Origin of the sequence: Paenibacillus sp. GYB003 (genome assembly GCF_036577625.1) — a bacterium.
GTDB lineage: Bacteria > Bacillota > Bacilli > Paenibacillales > NBRC-103111 > Paenibacillus_AB.
Window position 1 is genome coordinate 82,468 of sequence record NZ_JARBDC010000085.1, and the last position, 21,625, is coordinate 104,092.

The 21,625-nt window shown below is 60.4% G+C and carries 16 protein-coding genes and 1 riboswitch; of the genes, 13 read left to right on the forward strand and 3 right to left on the reverse strand.

Features of this window, described 5'->3' with window-relative positions; translation table 11 throughout:
• Positions 1-62: 62 nt before the first annotated feature.
• Positions 63-2,033: an FAD-dependent oxidoreductase gene (locus PV407_RS27150; protein ID WP_332093135.1), complete on the reverse strand. Its 1,971-nt coding sequence runs from the start codon at positions 2,031-2,033 to the stop codon at positions 63-65.
• Positions 2,034-2,514: 481 nt separating this feature from the next.
• Between PV407_RS27150 and PV407_RS27155 the strand changes: the two genes are divergently transcribed.
• The 11 genes from PV407_RS27155 to PV407_RS27205 all read left to right on the forward strand — a co-directional run bounded on the left by PV407_RS27155 (position 2,515) and on the right by PV407_RS27205 (position 15,600).
• The gene (locus PV407_RS27155) at positions 2,515-3,825 is read left to right on the forward strand and encodes an ABC transporter substrate-binding protein (RefSeq protein WP_332093136.1); all 1,311 of its coding nucleotides are present in this window, start codon (positions 2,515-2,517) and stop codon (positions 3,823-3,825) included.
• Between the two features lie 50 nt (positions 3,826-3,875).
• A complete protein-coding gene (locus PV407_RS27160; protein WP_332093137.1) occupies positions 3,876-5,165 on the forward strand; it encodes an ABC transporter substrate-binding protein in 1,290 nt (429 codons plus the stop codon).
• A gap of 63 nt (positions 5,166-5,228) precedes the next feature.
• A complete protein-coding gene (locus PV407_RS27165) occupies positions 5,229-7,427 on the forward strand; it encodes a hypothetical protein (protein ID WP_332093138.1) in 2,199 nt (732 codons plus the stop codon).
• Positions 7,428-7,541: 114 nt separating this feature from the next.
• Positions 7,542-8,306 carry a phytanoyl-CoA dioxygenase family protein gene (locus PV407_RS27170; RefSeq protein ID WP_332093139.1) on the forward strand — a complete coding sequence of 255 codons (765 nt, stop codon included), beginning with the start codon at positions 7,542-7,544 and terminating at the stop codon, positions 8,304-8,306.
• Between the two features lie 59 nt (positions 8,307-8,365).
• Positions 8,366-10,315, forward strand: a complete 1,950-nt coding sequence (locus PV407_RS27175; RefSeq protein WP_332093140.1) for an FAD-dependent oxidoreductase — start codon at positions 8,366-8,368, stop codon at positions 10,313-10,315.
• A gap of 31 nt (positions 10,316-10,346) precedes the next feature.
• Positions 10,347-11,240: an AraC family transcriptional regulator gene (locus PV407_RS27180; protein ID WP_332093141.1), complete on the forward strand. Its 894-nt coding sequence runs from the start codon at positions 10,347-10,349 to the stop codon at positions 11,238-11,240.
• Between the two features lie 280 nt (positions 11,241-11,520).
• A complete protein-coding gene (locus tag PV407_RS27185; RefSeq protein WP_332093142.1) occupies positions 11,521-11,949 on the forward strand; it encodes a hypothetical protein in 429 nt (142 codons plus the stop codon).
• Between the two features lie 147 nt (positions 11,950-12,096).
• Positions 12,097-13,758, forward strand: coding sequence for a plastocyanin/azurin family copper-binding protein (locus PV407_RS27190; RefSeq protein ID WP_332093143.1), 1,662 nt, complete (start codon positions 12,097-12,099; stop codon positions 13,756-13,758).
• A gap of 235 nt (positions 13,759-13,993) precedes the next feature.
• Complete coding sequence (locus tag PV407_RS27195; RefSeq protein WP_332093144.1) at positions 13,994-14,569, forward strand: RNA polymerase sigma factor; 576 nt, start codon at positions 13,994-13,996, stop codon at positions 14,567-14,569.
• The gene (locus tag PV407_RS27200; protein WP_332093145.1) at positions 14,566-15,351 is read left to right on the forward strand and encodes an anti-sigma factor; all 786 of its coding nucleotides are present in this window, start codon (positions 14,566-14,568) and stop codon (positions 15,349-15,351) included. The genes PV407_RS27195 and PV407_RS27200 overlap by 4 nt, the downstream gene beginning before the upstream one ends.
• A 54-nt stretch (positions 15,352-15,405) precedes the next feature.
• Positions 15,406-15,600 (forward strand): hypothetical protein, encoded by a 195-nt coding sequence (locus PV407_RS27205; protein ID WP_332093146.1) that lies wholly within the window; start codon positions 15,406-15,408, stop codon positions 15,598-15,600.
• A gap of 133 nt (positions 15,601-15,733) precedes the next feature.
• Here PV407_RS27205 and PV407_RS27210 read toward each other — a convergent pair whose 3' ends face one another.
• Positions 15,734-17,098: an ABC transporter substrate-binding protein gene (locus PV407_RS27210; RefSeq protein ID WP_332093147.1), complete on the reverse strand. Its 1,365-nt coding sequence runs from the start codon at positions 17,096-17,098 to the stop codon at positions 15,734-15,736.
• Between the two features lie 320 nt (positions 17,099-17,418).
• On the opposite strand from PV407_RS27210, the gene PV407_RS29680 reads away from it, so the two are divergent.
• Both PV407_RS29680 and PV407_RS27215 read left to right on the forward strand, forming a co-directional pair.
• Positions 17,419-17,598, forward strand: coding sequence for a hypothetical protein (locus tag PV407_RS29680; protein ID WP_442951715.1), 180 nt, complete (start codon positions 17,419-17,421; stop codon positions 17,596-17,598).
• Between the two features lie 922 nt (positions 17,599-18,520).
• Complete coding sequence (locus PV407_RS27215; RefSeq protein WP_332093148.1) at positions 18,521-19,828, forward strand: uracil/xanthine transporter; 1,308 nt, start codon at positions 18,521-18,523, stop codon at positions 19,826-19,828.
• Here the strand turns inward: PV407_RS27215 and PV407_RS27220 are convergent.
• Positions 19,825-21,033, reverse strand: a complete 1,209-nt coding sequence (locus PV407_RS27220) for a KamA family radical SAM protein (RefSeq protein ID WP_332093149.1) — start codon at positions 21,031-21,033, stop codon at positions 19,825-19,827. The genes PV407_RS27215 and PV407_RS27220 overlap by 4 nt on opposite strands.
• A 277-nt stretch (positions 21,034-21,310) precedes the next feature.
• Positions 21,311-21,458, reverse strand: a riboswitch (cyclic di-AMP (ydaO/yuaA leader).
• Between the last annotated feature and the right edge of the window lie 167 nt (positions 21,459-21,625).

Sequence of the window (21,625 nt, forward strand, 5' to 3'; positions counted from 1 at the left end):
TTTCCGCTCCTTAGGTTCGAATGGTCGAATGAGTGCGCGCTAATACAAGGCGTTCGAACGGTTCAGCCGTTCAACGAGCCGGCGGTTTCGCGACGGCCCGGCCGGTTCCGGCTTTGTCTGGCCGTCCGCAAATAAGCGTACAGCGCGTTCAAAAACGACTCGCGCGTCACGAACTCCGCCTCCCCGGCGAACCGGTCGACGGGCTCGGCGTTCAGCGACTTCGCCGCGGCCCGGTTCCAACGGCGCGCCATCTCCGGAGTGAGCAGCGGGTTGGCCGCCCAATACTGCTCCGGCGTCGGCTCCTCCTTCGGCGATTTCGGGCCCATGTCGACCCCGGCCGGCAAAACGTTCGCGACGGCGGGCAAACACGGCATGGAGGAGCCGCCGGGTAGCGAACGGCAGACCGCGATCCATTCCGACGCTTCGGCAACCGTGACCGGTTCGTCCGGCTTTCCTTCGTAGCCGCGGAAAAACGAGCGGGCGCCGAAATATTGGAACGCCTTGCTCGACTCGCTGCCCCAAGGAACGTCGTTCACATAGGTGATGACCTGCTTGTCGGCGAGCAGCTCGTCCTGCAGCCGGTCGATGTCGATCTCGCGCACGGTCCGTCCCGAAGCGATGGCGACGTCGGCCGCCACGCCCGCGGCATAGCCGATTTGCATCCAGCACGGCTCCATCCGGATCGTGCCGAGCCCCATGTGCGTGGCCGAGACGGCGACGGGCACGAGGAGGCCGTCGACGAGACGCGGGACGATGGAGCCGTACGGGATTTGGTAAATTTCCGTCAGGAAGCCGATCGCCATAAAGCCTTCGAGGCAAATGTTTTGTCCGATCGGCTCGCGCTTGCGGGTCGCGTGCGAATCGATGCCGTAATCGCCGCTGGCGATGCTGTCGTAATGGATCGGCGACCGTCCGAGCCCCGGGGCGCGCCGCGCGTCGTTTTCCGTGAACACGTATTCGCCGTGAATGCGGCGCGCTTCGCGGACGTAAATTTGCGGCGGAAAATGGTCCGTATCCTCGAATTCGTCGGCCGCATGTCCCCATTGGCGGGAATCTTCGCGAAACCACTCCGGCAGCTCTTCGTCGTTTTGCAAAAACCAAAGCAAGCCTTGAATGTATTCGCGATGCCGCTTGACGATGCGGTCGCGGACTTCCCAGCTGCCTTCCGGATACTCCCCGTTTTCCTCCGGCAAATCGGTCGAGCACAGACAATAATGGTAGTTGTTCGTATCGGTTTTGCCGTTCGGGATCATGACGGTGTTGCACACTTCGCTGAACCCTTTGACGCGGCCTTCGCGAACGTCCTCGATCAAGCTGACGTAGTCTTCCCGGTTATAGCTGTCCGGCTTGCGGAACGGCGCCTGGTTGCCGCGGTTTTTCGTCAGGCACAGCCGGAAATTGTAAGCCTGGATCCGGTCGTCGCCTTCGCCGGTGCTGCCCGGCAGCACTTCCTTCGTCCGGAAATTTTGGTACAGCGTGCCGGCATACTCCTCGTTCCAGTCGTCGCGCGACTCGCGTCCGAGCGAATAAGGGACGCCCGACATGGCGGCCAGGTCGCCCTCGTACGTCGCGTCGATGAAGACGGAGGCGCGGTATTCGACCGCTTCGCCGCCGCCGACCGGCCGGACCGTGACGGCCGCGACCGAGCTGCCTTCCTTCCGGACGTTTACGAGCTCGCGGGAGACGAGCGTCCGCAAATTCGGTTCCGCCTGCAGCATGCGGGCGAAAATCGCTTTGCCGACCGACGGCTCGAAGCGCAGCCCGTTGCGGCAATGGACGACCTGCTCGGAATCGGCTCCGTACGTGTCGATATAATGCTGCAGCACGTTGGAAGCGTATTCGCGGAACACCGAGCCGGCCGCGTTCAGCGAATGGATGTCGGTCATGCCGAGCCCGCTCGTCATCAGACCTCCGACGAACGGCGAACGCTCGATCATCACCGTTTTTCTGCCGCGTCTGGCGGCGGCGAGCGCGGCTCCGATCCCCCCGGGCGTCGCGCCCATTACGACTACATCGGCTTGTTGAATGTGCATGGAACTGCTCCTTTCCTTCGAACGGATGATTTTTCACAAAGTACGTTAACATGGAGTTAACCTATTTGATGAACAGAAGTATACCGCATTGCGCTCGTTTTTACTATCGCTTTTAAACGGGGCTTGTCGGCGATATGTCGGGAAGTAAACGGATTTTGTCGGCATTTCGCCTGAAATACTGCCGTTTTCTTGCTTTTTCGGGCATATATCTTCGGTTTGTATGTTTATATGCCGGTGAATGGCGTTTATGACGGGCGCGACGTTTTTTTTCGAAAGCGTATTGAAAAAGCGTTTTCCTCGAAGTATAATTTTAAACGTGAAGTAACTATTTGGTTAACAACGAACGCGGTATTCGCGGAACGGAAGGAGGACGAGTCGCCGAAACAAACCGATTTCGCTTCTTCAAATTGTTTAGCGTCCGATTAATCGACTACAATGAAGGGGTTCATGCAGTTTGCAACGACAACGGGAGGCTTTTGCGATGAAAGCTCAAATGAAAGCGCTTATCGTCATCGCCGTCGCATTGGCGGCGGGATGCGGCAAAACGGATCGGCCTGACGAGGCGGGCAGCCCGGGCGGGGCCAAAGGATCGGAGACGGCGCCGGCGCCCGGCATGACGACCGAGCCGGTTACGCTCACCTTCTTTACGGAAGGGAACTCGGCCATCCTGGCGGAAACGATCGAACGTCTCGTCAGTCAGAAGTATCCGAACGTCACGCTGCGCACGATCAAATCGGCCAAAGGGACGCTGATCGAGGACGTGATGGGCGCGGGCACGTCGATCGACCTGCTCTCCTATTCGCTGGGCGGGCTCGGCAAAGTGAAGGATTACAAGCTCGTGTCGGATTTGACCCCGCTTATGCAAAAATACGGCTTCGATACGAGCCGGTTCGCCGACGGGGTGCTCGATACGGTCAAGTCGTATTTCGAGGACGGTACCGTTTCGGCGCTGCCGTTCGAGCTGAACAACAACGTGCTGTTTTACAATAAAGGGATATTCGACAAATTCGGCGTTTCTTATCCGAAAGACGGCATGACGTGGGAGCAGGTGTACGACCTGGCCAAAAAGGTGACCCGCACCGAGGGCGGCGTCCAGTACAAAGGGTTCCAGCTCGAAGGCATCAATCTCGTCTATAAAAACCAGATGGGGCTCGGCTTCGTCGATCCGAAGACGCTTCGAGCGACCGTCAACAACGATCCATGGAAGAAATGGATCGAGCAAATGGCGGAGTTTTACAAAATTCCGGGAAACGAGCCGACGAACAACTACAAAATCAATTTTTTGCAAAACCAGACGCTGGCGATGAGCACCGGTCCGAACTTTTTGACGGAAATTCCGGAAGCCGCGGCGAAAGGGCTCGATTGGGACGTCGTCCAGCTTCCGCAGTTCGCCGGCCTGGAAGGCAAGGGCGGCCAAATGAACGCGCCGTATTACGCGATACCGCCGTCCAGCAAAAACAAAGACAGCGCTTTCCTCGTCATGCAATATTTGCTTTCCGACGAAGTGCAGACGATCATGGCGAGACAGGGGCGCATTCCGATCGTCAAGAAGGAAGAGGTGCGCAAAGAATACGCGAAAGATTTGAAAGGGATGGAAGGGAAAAATATCGCCGCCTTTTTCAAGGATACGATCGGCGCGCCCGTGCCGTCGACGAAATACGACGCGATCGCGAAATCGGCCGTTAACGCGGCGTTCAACAAAGTGGCGACGAACGCGGCCGACGCCAATACGGCGCTTCGCCAGGCCGAGGAAGACATCAACAAGCAGATCGACGCCGAAAAGGCGAAATGACCGGTCCCGGGCTGCGGCCCGGGCATCATCGAACAAGCGGGGGGATTCGGGTGAAAACGAGAGCTTATTGGGCAGCCGCGATGGCCGCCTTGGTTGCGCTGACGGCGGGCTGCGGCGGCCATACGGCCGCGCCGGGGTCGGGAAAGCAGGACGTCGGGCAGGCGCCGAAGGAGGATACCGGGCCGTTCAAGCTGACGATGTTCAAGGAAGACAACGGCGTTTCCGCGGAAACGATCGAGCAGATCATCCGCCAAAAGTTTCCGCAAATCGAATTGAAGCTGATCAAGAGCGGCAAAGGCTCGATGATCGAGGACGTCGTCGCCAGCGGCGAAATTCCCGATCTGCTGTCGTTTTCGCTCGGCGGCCTGTGGAAGCTGAAGGATTTGCAGCTGCTGTCCGATTTGACGCCGTTCATCGAAACGACCAAGTTCGATCTGAACCGGTTTGAAAGCGGTATCGTCGACACGGTGAAATCGTATTCGGACGACGGGACGAAGTTTCTCGTCATGCCGTTCGAGCTGAACAACAACGCGCTTTTCTACAATAAAGACATATTCGACAAGGCCGGCGTCGCCTACCCGAAGGACGGCATGACGTGGGACGACGTTTACGATTTGGCGAAACGGCTCGTCCGCACCGACGGGAACGTGCAAATTCACGGCTTCCACTACAACTTCCTCAACCTGATCTACAAAAACCAGCTGGCGCTTCCGTTCGTCGATCCGAAGACGAACAAGGCGGCGGTCGCGAACGAGCGCTGGGCGTACTGGACGAAGGTGATGACGTCGTTTTACACGATTCCCGGCAACCAGCCGCCGGTCGACGAGAAAACCGCCTTCCTGAAAAATCAAAACCTGGCGATGCGCACCGGTCCGAACTACGTCACCGAGCTGGCCGCTTCGGGGATGAACTGGGACGTCGCGGCGCTGCCCCGGTTCGCCGGAGAGCAGCAGTCCGGCTCGCAGATGAACGCGCCGTATTACGCGGTACCGCCGGCCGGCAAAAACAAGGAAGCCGCATACCGGGTGCTGACGTACTTGATGTCGGACGAGGTCATGATCCAGCTGGCCCGCCAAGGCCGCATTCCGGTCATGAAAAACGAAGCGGTTCGCAAAGAATTCGCCAAAGGCATCCCCGGCCTCGAAAACAAAAACATGGCCGCTTTCTTCAAGGATACGATCGCGAAGCCGAGCCCGCAGACGAAATACGACGGCGCCGCCAAGTCGGCGATGAACGCGACGGTCGTCTCGCTGCTCGGCGGAACGAAAGATATCAACACCGCGCTCCGCGAGCTGGAGGAGCAGATCAACAAGCAGATCGAGCAAGAGATGCGCCGGTAACGCCGGCGCCGATGCATCCGTGTAACCGCATACAAAAATTCCGTTGACGGAGGTTATGAGACGATGCGCAATTACGACGACGATCGGGCCATGGAGCCGCATTTCGCCGCGAAGGAGGGAGACTGCGACACGGCGCCGGGCGGACGGCCGGAAGGAATCAGCCGGCGCAAGCTGCTGGCGTCGCTGGGCGTCGCCGGAGCCGCACTCGCGGGCGGCGGGCTGCTCGGCGGCGGTGCCGCGGAAGGGAGCGGCAGCGTGCTCCTGGATACGTACGGCGCGCGCGGCAAGCCGCCGAAAAAAGAGGCGGCCGGGGACGAGGCGGCCAGCGTCGAGCAACTGCGCGCCACGCCCGGCGGCGCGGACGGCCGGCAAATCCGCCTGCTCGGCTACTATGCGGACACCCCGGGATTGGGCGGCGGCACGCTGTACTGGGACGAAGGCAGCACGGAGGCGGACAACGGCGGAACCGTGTTCGCCGTAACCGGCACGCCGACCGGGCGCTGGAAGCGGCCGCACGAAAACCGGCTGCGCCTGTCCTGGTTCGGCTGCCGCGGGCTCGGCACGGAGGACGATTCCGGGCGCGTGCAGGCCGCGGTCGACGCGCTCGCCGCGGGCGGGGTAATCGAGGCGGGCGCCGGCAAGGTGAGAATCGCTAGCACGATCGTCGTCCAGGGCGTCCCGATCGTGTTCGAAGGCGCGGGCAGCACCGACGACGACGGGCTCGCGACGCAAATCGTCGTCGCGACGGGCGCCGCCGACGGCTTTCGGCTGTCCGGCGTCCGCGGCGGCGGCTTCCGCAGCTTGCAGATGCGCGGCGAAGGACTGACCGGAGGCAGCCTGATCGCGACCGAGCGGCGAGGCGAGGCGGGCAACTATATGCTGTCCTTCTACAACGCCAGGTTCAAAAACGGGTACAACGGCCTGACGCTGCGGGCGTGCAACACGGTTCGCTTCCAAAACTGCATCTGGTCCGGCTTCAACGGCGAGCAGGTCATCCTGCTGAACGGCGCGGGCGACTCCTCCCGCGCCGACCCGGTCGAATTCGTCCAGTGCGCCATCGCCGCCGGAACGGCGAACAAGCAGACGGACAATCTTGTGATCGACGGCATGGGCGGCTCGATCAAGTTTATCGCCACGGCGATTTTGTTCGGCCGGCACGGGCTATGGCTGCGCAATACGACCGGACAGGGCGGGCCGAAATTTTTGTACTTCGAAAGCGGCGGCTTCGAGAACGGCCACGGCGTGCCCGTGCTGCTCGAAGCGGGGGCCCAGGTGCAGTTCGCGAGCACGTACATATCGTGCGACGGCGAAGAGGACAACGTGCGGATCGGCGCCGGCTTCGTCGGCATCGCGACGTTTACCGGCTGCGTCATCCGCGGCTGCGGCCGCAACGGGATCGATGTCGCCTCGTCGCGCGTCACCGTGACCGGCTGCCTGATCGGCAACAACGGCCGGACGGCGCACACCGCCTTTTCGCGGACGATCGCGAACGTCGCATCGAACGGAGCGGGAGGCGTCCGCGTCACGACGGCCGCTCCGCACGGCTGGGCGACGGACGACCGCGTCACGATCCAGAACGTCGCCGGAACGACCGAAGCGAACGGCAAATGGAGAATAACGGTCGTCAGTCCGACCGAGTTCGATTTGCAGGGCGTCGCCTTCGCGAACGGCTACGTTTCGGGCGGAACGGCTTGGCGGAACGGGGCCGGCATCCATATTCGCCCGAGCGCTTCCCGCGTCGTGATTGTCGGCAATGCGATCGGCTCGCTGCCGGACGGCGTCTCGCGGCAGGATTACGGCGTCGTGAACGAGGCGGCGGACGTGCTCGTGAGCGACAACGATTTGAAAGGCAATACGGCCGGCCCTTATTTGATCTATGGCACGCAAACGGCGCAAACCCGCTTCACGGGCAACAAAGGGGTCGAACAGATCGACGGCTGGCTGACCGCGCAAATCGCCGGTCCGGTCGCGAACGGGCTGTACGACCTCAAAAACGTATTATATGTGGACGGCCAGCGCATCCGGATCGTGAAGGCGACGCGCAAGCTCGCTTCCGGCACGTGCGACGTGCGGCTGGAGACGGACGGCTCCGGCGCGGGCGGCAGCGCCGTCGGCGTCTCGGCGACGCTCCAGTCGACGACGCTCGCGTCGCCGTATACGGTGGACGGGAGCGGCGGTCCGAAAAGGCTGCAGCTCCGGGTGCTGAACGCCTCGTCGGCCGACAGCCTGGACGTGCAGCTCGCCTACCAAATCGTCGGCTGACGACGAGCCGAAGCGAATGTCCGCATTGTGCAAAACCGTGTCGACGCGATGCAAATACGCGCGTCCGCGTCCCGTCGTATAATGGTCCCAGAAAGCCGGAGGAGGAATGGGAGCATGATTGCGCAGGACGATGTCGAGTTTTACAAAGAAAACGGGTACTTGCTCGTAAAAGGCGTCTATACGGAACAGGAAGTCGAAGCGATGCGCGGCGCGATCGATCGCATTATTCATCGCGCCGTCGAAGCGAACATGGACCGCAACGCCCGGTGGGGCGGCGACCATACGCCGGAGGAGGAGCTGAAGCGGGTCGTGCTGAAAGGCTATCACGACGTGCAGTACCACGACTCCGCCTTCACGCTCGCCGCCCTGCATCCGAACATGCGCGCCGTGCTGTCGCGGCTGATCGGGCCGAACGTGCAGCTGCACCATTCGAAAATGCTCGTGAAGCCGCCGGAGGTCGGGGCCGCCTTTCCGATGCACCAGGATTATCCGTACTTCCCGCACGAAAGCCATTCGATGATGGCGGGAAGCGTTCACCTCGACGATACGGACGAGGAAAACGGCTGTCTGCACGTCATTCCCGGCTCCCACAAGCAGGGGCCGCTCGAGCATGTCGGCCGGCATTACTTGAACCATAAAGAGTACCCGATCCGGATGGGCGTCCCTTGTCCGGCCAAGGCGGGGGACGTGCTGTTTTTCAACTATTTGACGATTCACGGCTCGGAAGTGAACCGCAGCGGCCGGACGAGGCGCAACGTGCTGTTCCAATACCGCGACCCGCTCGACCGGCCGATCGAAGACAAGCACGTCAACTGGGGCCAAGGGCTGATGGTATGCGGCGAAAATCCCGTATTCCGCCTGTATAAGGGCGCCCATTGACGGCTGCGGCCTCCCGAATTGAAACGATCCGGAATCGGAGCCGGAAGAAGGAGCATACGGTGAAACAAGTACAAGCGGACGTGGTCGTCATCGGGGCGACCCCCGGGGGAATCGGGGCGGCGATCGCCGCCGCAAGGCGCGGCCGAAAAACGGCGCTGATCGAGCCATCCCCCTATATCGGGGGATTGATGGCCGGCGGACTCGGCGTGACCGACATTCATTCATTGGACGCCGCCGGGTCCCTTTTCATGGAGTTCGTAGGCAAGGTGCTTCGCCATTACACCGACACCTACGGCCCGGATTCGGAACAAGTCGTGCATTGCCGAAGAGGTCTTCGGTTCGAGCCTTCCGTCGCGCGGAAGCTTTTTCGGGAGCTGACGGACGCCGAGCCTCTTCTCGAGGTCGTTTTGCGGCACGAGCCGGTATCGGTCCGGATGGAGGGGAACGCGCTAACGTCGGTTGCCGTCCGACCGGTCTCGGGGGAAGGCGACGGGCTTGTGTATACGGCCCGCGTTTTTATCGACGCCACGTACGAAGGCGATCTTGCGGCCATGGCCGGCGTTCCTTACTCGCTCGGCCGCGAATCCCGCGACGAATGGAATGAAGAGCATGCGGGCGTCATTTACCAAAATTTCAGAACGAAGCAGTTTTTGCCGGGCAGCACGGGCGAAGCGGATCACCGGATTCAAGCGTACAATTTTCGGCTCTGCCTGACGAAAAACCCGGACAATCGGGTGCCGTTCCGCAAGCCGGCCGGCTACAATCGGGAGGATTACGCCAGCTTGATCGAGGACGTCGCCGAGGGGCGGGTCAAAGGGTTCAGCGAGGTGTGCAACACGATCCTCATTCCGAACGGAAAGACGGACACGAACAATCATCATTACTGTTTATGCTCGACGGATTTGCCGGAAGAGAACCGGGATTACGCCGAAGGCGACCGGGAAACGAGGGAGCGGTTTGTTCGGCGTCTTCGCGAATATACGCAAGGCTTGCTCTGGTTTTTGCAAAACGACGAAGAGCTGCCGGACTGGTTTCGGGAAGATTCGCTTCAATGGGGCTTTGCGGCCGACGAGTTTCAGGAGACCGGCCATTTTCCTCCGCAAATGTACATCCGCGAAGCGAGGCGCATCCACGGCGAATACGTGTTTACGGAGAACGACGCGAGACTGGCGCCGGGCAAAGGGAGAACTCACATCCACCACGACAGCATCGCGACGGGGGATTACGGCATCGACTCCCACGCCACCCGGAAACGGCACGGCGTCAACCGGAACGCGACGCTGGAAGGCCTCATGACCGTAGGCCGGCTGCAGGACATTTATCAAATTCCGTACGGAGTCATCGTCCCGCTGCGGGTCGACCGGCTGCTCGTCCCCGTCGCCGTATCCGCCTCGCATATCGGCTTCGGCACGATTCGCATGGAGCCGAACTGGATGCAGATCGGGTTCGCGGCGGGCGTAGCCGCCGACGTCAGCCTGTCGACCGGCGCGGAAGTTCGCGATGTCGACATCGACGAGCTGCAGGACCGTCTTCTCGAAGACCGCCAAATGATCACATACTTCGCGGACAGCAAGCCGGGAGAAGCATTCAACATGGCCGCGCAATATTTCGGCTCCAAGGGCATGATCGCGGACGGCTATCAGGCCGGGCTCGACAGGAAGCTGACCGTATCCGAAGCGTCCGGCTGGATTACGTCGGCGCGTATGCTGTCCGGAGGCAAAAAGCTGCCGTGCCTGCCCGTATCGGATCGATTCGTGCCGGCCGGGGAAGATATGGCGCCGAGAACGATCAGCGAGGAGCTGCATCCGCGGGATTACTGGGAAGAACGTCCTCTGCTGAGCCGAAAAATGGCCGTCCGTTGGCAAAACGCGGCGGCGAACGCGCTCGGCGTCCCGGCGCCGGCGCTTGTGCGGAGCGGGACCGGCTTGGTGACGCGCGGAGAGTTTTTGTCCGATCTGTACGCGATGCTGAAGGCGGCGCGGCGAAACCGCCGCGGCGGCAGCGTTTGACATTCAAAGCGACGTATGCGGAGGCTTCCTTATGACGGAGAAGTGGATCGACGCGAAAAGGCGGCTGGAATCGCTCGCTTGCGAAATCGCGAGTCCGGACATTGCGTTCGCCGTCCATTATTGGGGCGTGACGCCCCGGCACGGCGACAATCCGGTTCACCGCCATTCGTTTTTCGAAATTTGCTATGTCGTCGAAGGGGAAGGCGTTTACGCGGAAGGAGCGGCTCTGCATCCGCTGCGCGCCGGAACGCTGTTCTGCTCCCGCCCGGGCGTCTTTCACCAGATCCGCAGCGAAACGGGCTTGTATTTGCTGTATGTCGCCTTCGAGGCGATCGAGGCGAAATCGCGGCCGGACATGCTGCGCAAGTACGAAGCTTGGGCGAGACAGGATCGCGTCGTCATCCAGGGCGGGCAGCGGCTGCCGTGCGTGCTGCTCTGGCAGGCGCTGCTTCAGCTGGCGTCGGAAGCGACGATGCGCGAAGCGATGACCAGCGCGGCCCATGCGCTGCTCGTTTCGTTCATGCCGGCGTTTCTGGACGACGAAGGCGACGAGCCGCGGCATCCGCCTTATCCGAACGAGCGGTACGTCAAACGGGCGACGCTGTTCGTCCGCAACAATTTGTCGGAGCCGCTTCCGATCCGCGACGTGGCGAACCAGCTGCACGTATCGGCGCGGCATTTGTCCCGCCTGTTCAAAAGCGTCTACGGCTTGTCCTTTTCCGACTACGTGCGCAGCGAACGGCTGCGGCTCGCGGAACGGCTCCTCGCGGAGACGGGGATGCCGCTCAAGGAAATCGCGCGGGAAACCGGGTTTCAGAGCGTTCATTATTTCACCCGCGCGTTTTGCCGCGACAAAGGAATCCCGCCCGGAAAGTTTCGCGAGGCGAAACGGAAGGAGGACGGAAGCCGCAGCATGTCCGTCTGACGGCGGACCGGCGGCGCCGCATCGGAAACGGCAAAGGCTTCGATCGGAAGTTTTCTTGGGGATCGCTCGGCAACCGGGATCGGTGCCGGTCGATGATGGGTTTGCGCATAAAAGGACCGTCCGGCGTATATCCGGACGGTCCTTTTATGCGCAAGAGGCTCTACAGAGAAGTCTGCTCCTGCCGGGTCGACTATCTTCGAAGATTCCACTCTTTCCCCCTGCCAACCGCACAACCTTTGCCGGCGACGGCGGCGTATACTGTCCGCGAGGAGGTGATACTATGCCCCAATCGTTGACTCCAAGAAAAGCCGTAGTCCGTAAAGCGCAAATCGCTCAGGTTCTTCCCCGTTTATCGATATGGGCGGATGCCAATTTTTCCGGCCGACGGCTCCGTTTCCGCGGCAACCTGGGGGTTCGCAGCCTGGTCGTCTTCAATTTCAACGACCTGCTGTCCAGCTTCGATTTTACCGGGCGGGCCGGAAGCACGCTCGTTTTGTTCGAAAACATCAACTATCAAGGTCAGCGCCGCGTCTTCCGCGGATCGACCGAAGTGTCGTTTTTGAGCGACTTCAACGACCGGACATCTTCGTTCATCATTTCGCGCGGACGTTTGACCAACGCGCAGATCGACCGGATTCAACGCCGCGGTTCGGCACCCGACAATTTTGCCGAGGTGCTGGCGAACGGGACGGTAAGCCGGAAAAAATAACGATCGACGGGCGCCTTCGGGCGCCCTTGTTCGTTTCGCGCGGCCGGGGAACGCCGATATTTGCGAATTTCGTCAAACCTCCGGGCGAAATCGTTCGTAAACAGGGTGAAATCGCATAACAAGTCCATCATTACGAGGAGGAATCGCATGATGAACAAACGCAGCAAGCTGGCGGCGACGATGCTCGCCGGATGGATGGCGCTGGCCGCGGCGATGACCGTCTGGGCGGCCGACGCGCCTGCCGCGGCCAAGGTGAAAACGGACGCCGAGGTGGCGGCCGAGCTCGGAGTGCTGCAAGGGGACGGCAGCGGCGTGACGGCGGGTTATTTGGCCAAGACGACGACGCGCATACAGGCGGCCGTGTTATTTTTACGCTTGAAGGGGCTCGAGCAGACGGCGCTCGCATACAAAGGGGCGGACAATTTCGCCGACGCCGGGCTCGTCGGGGACGGCAACAAAGCGATTTTATCGTATTTGAAAGCGAATCCGGCGCTCGGCTGGACCGGGACGGGGGAGGGCAACTTCGATCCGCTGTCCGGCGTCACCGATCAGCAGTATTACAAAGTGCTGCTGGAAGCGCTCGGCTATAAGCAGGACGCCGATTTTACATACGAGGACGCGCTCGCCTTCGCCAAAAGCAAAGGCTTGAGCCTGGTCGCCCAAACGGGGGCGCTGCGCAACGGCCATATCGCGACGGCGACCGTGGAGGCGTTGAAGGCGAAGCTCAAGGGCGGCGGCAAAACGCTCGCGGAATCGCTCGTCGAAGCGAAAGCGATTCCGGCGGACAAAGCCCCGTTGACCCGATACGCGCGCATCGGCGTGGCGGGCGATGCCGCGCTTGGCGCTTATCTCGTCGACGAAAACGGCAGGACGCTGTATACCTTTACGAAGGACGGCAAAGACGCGAGCGCCTGCAAAGACCAGTGCGTCGTCAATTGGCCGGTCTATTACGCGGAGAACATGCAAATTCCCGCCGAACTGAACGCGGCGGACTTTAAAACGATCGTGCGCGAGGACGGGAAGAAGCAGACGACCTACAAAGGAATGCCGCTGTATTACTTCGCCAAGGACGCGAAGGCGGGGGATACGCTCGGCCAAGGCGTGAACAATGTCTGGTACGTCGCCGGCTTTCAGGCGGTAACCGTCGCTTCGAAGGACGGCCTCGGCTCCTATTTGGCCGACTCGACCGGGAGGACGCTGTATATGTTCACGAAGGACGAAGGCGGCAAAAGCGCGTGCTACGGCATGTGCGAAACGAACTGGCCCGTCTTTTATTCCGGGCATGCCGCGGCGGCCGGCGGCGGGCTGAAAGCCGGCGACTTCGCCACGATCGTGCGCGACGACGGCACGAAGCAGACGACGTACAAAGGGATGCCGCTGTACTACTTCGTCAAGGACGCGAAGGCGGGAGATACGCTCGGCCAAGGCGTAAATAGCGTCTGGTACGTCGTGAGTCCTTCCGTGTCCGAGGAGGGGGGCGGGTCGGCCGAAGGCGGCCCGCAAATGCAGGAGCAGCCGCAGCCGCCGCAGCAGACGGCGGCGAAAGCTTATGCGATGGACATCGTTCGGTTCGAATTTTCGCAGCCGGAAATTACGATCGAAGCGGGCTCGAGCCTTACGTTCACGAATAAGGATCAAGCCGAGCATAACGTCGTGTCCGACCTGATCGTCGACGGCAAGCCGCTGTTCGAATCGCCGATGCTCGGCAACGGAGATTCGTTCACGCTTACGCTCGACCGGCCGGGCGAATATACGTACTACTGCGAGCCGCATAAAGAGCATATGAAAGCCAAAATCATCGTCAAATAAGGCGCGCATTGCGTTTCGACGTCCGGCTTTTCCCGGGAACGGTTTCCGGAAAAGCCGGACGCTGCCGTTTTAGGGGACTCCGCCGTCACTTGCCGCAGGCGCGTCGAAGCAGAAGCTCCCGCTATGGGGCCGTTAGGCGTATATCGCATCTTGCAAATCCGGCCGGAATGTAAGAAGATCACTGTATGAACCGGACAAGCGCTTGGAGTCGATCGACGCGGGGAGTGTCGCTATAGTGGGGCAATACACGGATGAACAATTGATGCGCATGGTCATGGAAAAACGCGGCAAAGCGCTCGAGGAGCTGTACGACCGGTACGCGAAGCTCGTCTATTCGTTCGCGATGAAGACGCACGGCGACGCCGGATTTGCCAAAGACGTCGTCCAGCTCGTATTCACGCGGCTGTGGACGACCGAGGTCGGGTACGATCCCCGCAGGGGGCTGTTCGTCAATTGGCTGCTGACGATCACGCGCAATATCGCGATCGACCAGCTGCGCAAGCTGAAAAAGCACGAGGCCGTCATGCCGCTCGAGCCTGCCGACTGGGAGCTCATCCCGGACGATCCGGACCGGCATCCGGAGCGGGTCGCGTCGCGCAAATGGCTGAAGGAGCGCATCGAGGAAGCGTACCGGCATTTGTCGGACAGCCAGGTGAGCCTCCTTCAATCGTTTTATTGGGAAGGGTACACGCTGAGCGAAATCGCGGACCGCAACGGCGAGCCGCTCGGCACGGTCAAAAGCAGGCTGCATCAAACGTTGAAAATATTGCGGAGGCATTTGGCGCCGGCCGGGGAGGAGGGGATCGAATGAATACGGCGAACGATCATGGCGAGCGGCTGCTGTCGTTTTTTATCGGCGAGCTGACGGGCGAGGAGAAGCGGGCTTTCGAAGCGCATCTGGCGGAATGTCCGGAATGCCGGGAAGAGCTGAAGCGGCTTCGGCAAGTATGGGATACGATCCCGTATTCGATGACGGAAATCGATCCCCCGGAGCAGCTGAAGTCCGAGGTGCTCGGAACGATACTGCGGGAGCATCCGGCGGCGGACGCGCTTTCGGCGATGGAGGAAGAGAACGCGTCCGCGCCCGCGCAAGCGAAGGCGCCTGCTCCCGCTCCCGCCGCGGAACGGAGCGGGAAGCGGAAGCCGTGGCGATACGCCGCAGCGGCCGTCGCGGCGGTCGCGATCGGCTTGGCGGGCTGGAACGGGCTGTCGGACAGGCTGCATCGGGAGCCCGGACATGCGGAGCTGCACGTTCCGTCCGAAATGGTCGAGCGGTACAGCTTGAAGTCGTTCGATCCCGCGGTACCGGGCGCCACCGGGCAAGCCTGGCTGATGAAAAAAGGGGACAGCATGCAGCTCGTGCTGCAAACGAGCGGACTGCCGAGCCTGACCGGAAACGAAGCGTATCAAGTATGGCTCGTCAAAAACGGCGAGCGTCACAACTGCGGCACGTTCCGGGTCGACGACAAGGGCAACGGCATCATGACGTACCCGATCGACGACGACGACCGGACGTTCGATACGATCGGGATAACGCTCGAGCCCGATTCGAAAGGCACGCTGCCGCGGGGGAAAAAAGTGCTCGGCACTTAACCGGCGGGCTCCCGTTTACCCTTCGCGAGCAAGCAACGGGGAAGGAGCGATGGCATGAACGATAATGTCGGATTTTTGGTTGCTTTATTGCTGGGCGCCGGGTTTTGGTTTATAAGGAAGGCAAAGCGGCGTACAAACGGCCGGACGGCGCGAACGACAGGGTATGCGCTGCTGGCGATGAGTATTTTTCTCGTTCTGTTCGTCGTCATCGGGTATCTCTCCGACGCATCGCACGGATACGGCCACTAGACGAATCCGGCTAAAATATCTTTACGGCGGTATCGGCGGATCCCGCAGCGTTGCCGCCGGCCGCGAGTCCGCATTAGGCAACCGGCTCCCGCACGGATCCGTTCGATCCGCGGCGGGAGCCGGATCGCTCCGGTTATTTTTTGGCGGCTATCGCTTCCTCGACTTTTTTGTTCGCCGCTTCCTCCGCTTCGCGGAGGGCGGTGTTCGTATCTTTTTTCCCCGTGACGACATCGGTGTAGGCCGTGTACAAGTAGCTCGGCACCAGACTCATGTACGAATTGAACGGATACGGGGACGCGGCCGATTCGAGCGGCACCGCGGCCTTCAAGTTTTTGCCGGCAAGCTGCGGAATGCTTTTTCCGAGCACGCCCGCAAGGTTGTCGATTTTAATCGGCGGGACGTACCCCTGCATCGCAAATTCTTTCTGGAACTCCTCGGACCCGATATACGCCGCGGCCAGGAACGCCTGGTCGCGGTTTTTGCTCGTGCTTGCGATCGCATAGAACGGAAGCTGCAGCCCCGCACCCGCTTTGGGGGCTTCCTTGAACCGCGGCAGCTCGACGAGATCCCAGTTGATCGGCGTCGTCTTCGCGAATTCCCAGGTGCCGGCGCTTTGGGCGGCGACCATGGCGATTTTGCCGTCTTTCCAGAACGGGTCGGAGTAGTTCGCGACGAATTCGTTTCCGGGAATCGTATGGAATCGCGCGAAATTGTCGATCAGCTTTTTCCAGTTTTCGTTGTTCAGCGTCGCCTTGTTCGTCTTCGTATCGATAAACCCTTGGGACAGCTGGTTGACCGGAAAAATATGCCCGTAGCCCTCCTGGAAGCCCATATACTGGACGCCGCCTTCCTGGCGCGTCAGCTTGCGTGCCAGCTCGTACACTTCGTCCCACGTCATGCCGTCCTTCGGATAGCCGACCCCGAATTTGTCGAACAGGTCTTTGTTGTAAAACAGCGCGACGGACACGGTGGCGTTCGGTATGCCGTATATTTCTTTGTTGCTGCCGAACTGCTCCATCTGCTCCCGAACGGCGGGGTACAGCTTGTTCATGTCGTAGCCATACAATTTGACCAGATCGGCGACGTTGTTTTCCAGCTTGTTGTCGGCCATGAGCGAGTAGAAGGAAGCGCCGCTCACTTTGACGAGATCGATCGGGACGCCTTGCGCGATCAGCTCGGGCAGCGTGCCGCCGCCGTTGTTTTTGTTCGCGGAATACAGCTTGAACGACATGTTCGGATATTTTTTCTGGACTTTGCTGCCGTACAGCTCCATAAACTGCTCCTGCGTATACGTCGCCGAATTTTCGAAAACATGGATGACGACCGGCTTCGAGGTCGCTTCGGCGATTTTGGCGGCGACGTCGTCTTTTTTGGCGGCGCTCCCGTCGCCCGCGTTATCCGCCGGTTTCGCTCCCGTACCGTTTCCGCCGCCGCTGCAAGCGGCCGTGACGACGGCGAGCGTTACAATGAACGCGGCGGCTCCCCATTTTTTCACCATATCCGTTTCCCCTTTCGAATGATGATGGCAGCGCTTCCATAAATGTCGTTCAGTCGAGTGAACTCTTCCGACGATGCCCGGGTCCGTAGGCGCCGATCGATCGCCGGACCTTTCCCCCATTGCATTGCAAACAGTTGGCGACGACACGCCCATCACGGAATCGATGCGGCAGCCGCGTGGAAAGGGCGATCCTCCTTTAAACGGTTCAGTATGATGAACCGCTTTCATTATAGTAAATTAAGCATAGTACAATCGAATTTTCGTGTCAATACGTCTCTTCTTGTTTAACTTCGGAGCGGGAAGCGATATGGCGGAAGCTGATCGAGCTGGAGCCGAACGCGGAAACGTACTACGACGAGCTGTTCCGGCTGCTGGCGGATGCGGGCAGCGCCGACGCCGTCCGCAAGCTGTACGAGGAGCTGCGGGATCGGCTTCGCAAAGATTGGGGCGTCGCGCCGTCCGAACGGATCGCGCGCTTTGTCGAGCGATTCGGGCCGTAGAGCCGTAGAGCCGTATGCGTGCGGCGGCGTTCCGATTGCGAGGCTTTGCTGCTTAACCCGTTTTTGTTTGGAGTAGCAACGACACGCTCGTGCCTTCCGTTGCTTAGTATGCCGTCCCGCCGTATCTGAGGGGATGGAGCAAAATTAACGGGAAAACCTCCCGTACATTTTATCGTTTTCCCCGCTGCCGGCCGTATTTGCAGGAAAACCTCCCGATAAATTCGCCCAAATCGTGCGTGTGGTCGTCGAGTCGCAGATTTAGCGGGAGCTTTTCCAGTTAAAGTGAAGCGTCATCTACTCGGTGACGAATTAACGGGAGCTTTTCCGGTTATATGGCGAGAGGATTTCGGCGAGCAAGTTTGGCAGGTTAGGGCAGGATACAGCCGAGTGCAGCAGAATAGAGCAAGCGGGGACGGTAAAGCAGAGACGTTCGGGTCAGAGTCACTGAGTAGAGCAGGTCGGAGCAGGTTAGAGTAGAGTAGAGTAGAGTAGTGTAGAGTAGAGTAGAGTAGAGTAGAGTAGGCCGGAGCAGGTTAGATCAGAACTGAATACAGCCGGGCTAGGCCGGAGAGGTCGGAGCAGGCCGGAGCTGATTAGAACGATGCAGAACCGGTCAGAGTGGGGGGGGGGGGGAACAGAGCGGAGTCGAGCAGAGTTGGCCGGCTTTATTCAGACCAGAGCTAATCAGGTCCGAGCCGAGTACAGCCGAGCAGGGCAAAACCGGTCAAAACCGGGCAAACCCGCCAGATGCCCAACCAAATCCCGGGGCTCGCTCCGCACGCGAGCGCCTCGGCCAAGTCCGCGCCCGCCATTGACAATCCCGCATAAACGCATGCATAATGACAAGAATACACAGCTTAACCGGCCTTCTACTTATTACCGGCAAGCTGAATCACCAGCTCATGCAATGGAAAGGGTCATCATGAAACGTACGACACAGCTTGAAACCTTTCTGGGCGGCTTGCAGTGGCTTTTTTTTATGTTTGCCAACACCGTCGTCGTTCCTTTGTCGATCGGCGCCGCGTACGATTTGTCCGGCGCGGAAATCGCCGCCGCCCTGCAAAGGTCGTTTTTGATTACCGGCGCCGCCTGCTTGCTTCAAGTCGCGATCGGTCACCGCTACCCGCTGCTGGAGGGGCACTCCGGGATGTGGTGGGGGATGCTGCTCGGCATGGCCGCGTCGGCGCCGTCGCTCGGCTTGTCGCTCGCCGGATTGGGGGGAGCGCTTTCCCTCGGCATTATCGCCGCCGGCCTGCTGACGTTCGTCATCGGAGCTACCGGCTTCAGCGGAGTGCTGTCGCGGCTGTTCGGCCCCGTCGTCACCTGCGTCTACTTGTTTTTGCTCGCGCTCCAGCTGACGCTCATTTTTTTCAAAGGCATGATCGGTTACGTGCCCGGACACCCGGTTCGAGCCGACGTACTCGTCTTGTCCGTACTGGTCGCCGTTCTCGTCATCGTCGTGCAGACGAAGGGCAAAGGCGCGGTGCGCAATTACGCGGTTTTGATCGGAATCGCCGCCGGGTGGATCGCCTATGCGGCATGGATCGCCGAACCGGCAGCCGAAAGCGCGGGGGGAGGCGGCGCTTCGCTGTTTCGGCTGTTCCCGTGGGGGGCGCCCAATCTGGAATGGGGCGTGTTCTTGACCGCGATGGTGACGGGCCTGCTTAACGCGTCCAACAATTTGGCCGCTATCCGCGGCGCCGACGAGCTGTACGGCCGCCGTTCGGACGGCGCCGCCTACCGCCGGTCGTTTATGCTGACGGGCGGCTTCACGTCGCTGGCCGGCCTGTTCGGCCTCGTGCCGTACGCGCCGTTCACTTCGACGCTCGGGTTTTTGCAGACGACCGGCCTGCTGAAGCGGGCGCCGTTTCTGCTCGGCGCGGCGATATTTCTCGTCATCGGCCTCGTGCCGCCGCTCGGGGCCCACCTGTCGGCGATGCCGATGAGCGTCGCCCAGGCGGTATTGTTCGTCGCGTATTGGCCGCTGTTCGGGTCGGCGCTTCGGGCCGCGTCGGCCATTCCGTTTACGAGCGGCATCGTGTACCGGCTGGGAGGACCGGTCATCGTGGGCGTATCGCTCATGAACATCCCGGCGGAGGCGTTTCTCGGCTTGCCGCCGCTCGTTCGGCCGCTGCTCGGCAACGGGCTGCTGATGGGGGTCCTTATAGCGGTCATAACGGAAAATATATTCGCGTCCAGCCGAACGTCCGTCCCGGAGAGCGGCGGTTAATCCGCTTGCTCCCGCGCTTTCGCTCTCGGCTCGGGGGTCGCCCGTTTCCGCCGCTGCGGCATATCCGGCAGCTCGTTGACGGAGACGATGCCGGCCGTCTTTTTGCGCGGCTTCGTCCACAGCTTTTCGCTGCCCGGCAGGTCGTCGAACCAGGAGGCGTCCTTCGGGCAGTCCAGCACCATGAACTTGCCGTACTCGTCGTCGCGCGACTGATGATATTTCAAATACGCCTTGCCGTCCTCGATCGCGAGAATTTCGATTTTGCCGGACGTGTGGCTCATCGACAGCCGGATGCGCTTGCCGAGTCCCGACGTCCGCGCCTTCGCCTCCTCGACGATCCGGTACGCTTCCTCCAGCGTCAGAACGAAATCGCGGTTGCCGGCGACGGGACGATTGATGAAAAAGTAGTAGGGCGTAACGCCGGCCCACGACAGCCGGTCGAGCAGCTCGCCGAGCACGGCCGGATCGTCGTTGATCCCTTTCAGCACGGGCGTCTGGTTGACGACGATCGCGCCGGCGTCGTGGAGCGCCTCGAAGCCGCGGCGCGCCTCGGGCGTAATTTCGCGGGGATGGTTAATGTGCGCCATGACGTAAATGCGCCGCTCGGCGTCGGAAAATTCGCGAATCGTCTCCAGCAGCTCCCCGTCCTCGTAAATGCGCATCGGGTTGAACACCGGCAGCTTCGAGCCGAGCCGAATGATTTTCACATGCTCCATCTCCCGCAGCCTTTGCAAAATCGACCGCAGCTTCGGCGTGGCCAAAATCAGACTGTCGCCGCCGGTCAGCAGCACGTTGTTGATTTCGGGATGCTTCGCGATATAGGCGAGACCCGGCTCGACGTCGGACATCGCTTCCTTCACGTCGTTGCGGAACAGCCGTTTGCGGAAGCAGTACCGGCAGTACGCGCCGCACACTTCGGAGACGATCAGCAGGGCGGTCGTCCGGTATTTGTGCTGGCAGCCCGGAACGACGTAGTTCGTATCCTCGTCCGAAGCGTCCCACCGGCCGTATTCCGCAAGCTCGCCCTCGTTCGGAATGACGAGCTTGCGGATCGGATCGGCCGGATCGTCCCAGTCGATCAAGTTCAAGTAATAGTCGTTTACGCGAAAAACGAACTTTTCCGTAATCGCCTTGAGCTTCTCCCGTTCCTGCTCCGGTATCCGCGTCAATTTCCCGATGTCCGTCATGTACTTAGGCTGCGCCATTGCTCATACCTCCCGATTTTCGTATCGATTTGATCTATATGATCCCCGATCGCGGCGCCTCTCGAGCGGCGTCGTTTGGAACGGGGGAAAGCGCGTCCATCCTCCCGGCGTTGGTTTAAATATTATTTTACAAATCATACATTTAAAGGATATTCGGACAAAACGAAAAGACCCGGCCCGGAGGAAGGAAAGGCAAAGCCTCCGGATACAGGGTCTTTAATCCGAAAAAAACGCAAAAAGACCCTGTTTGCGGGTCAAAAATGGCGAATGATTGACGTTTTGACCCATCTGCTGCTGACGAGGTTAGCTGACGGACTCGGGAAGATGGTTCCCTACGAGGATGCGCGGCATCGCTCGACTCGCCCCAAAAACTTGGTTCCCCCGCTTTCCGATCCAAAGAATCGGAAATTAAGCGTAATGAAATTGTAATGAATGCCGGCCGGAATGTCAAGCAAATGTTTCCATCGTGTTGTTCGTCTGTGATAATGTCATACCATAACTGTTCTGAGATAATGTCACTATGGGACAGGAGACAATTACACTGACAGAAGACGAATGGAACAAGGTGAGAATCGTTGAAAAAATATTGGAG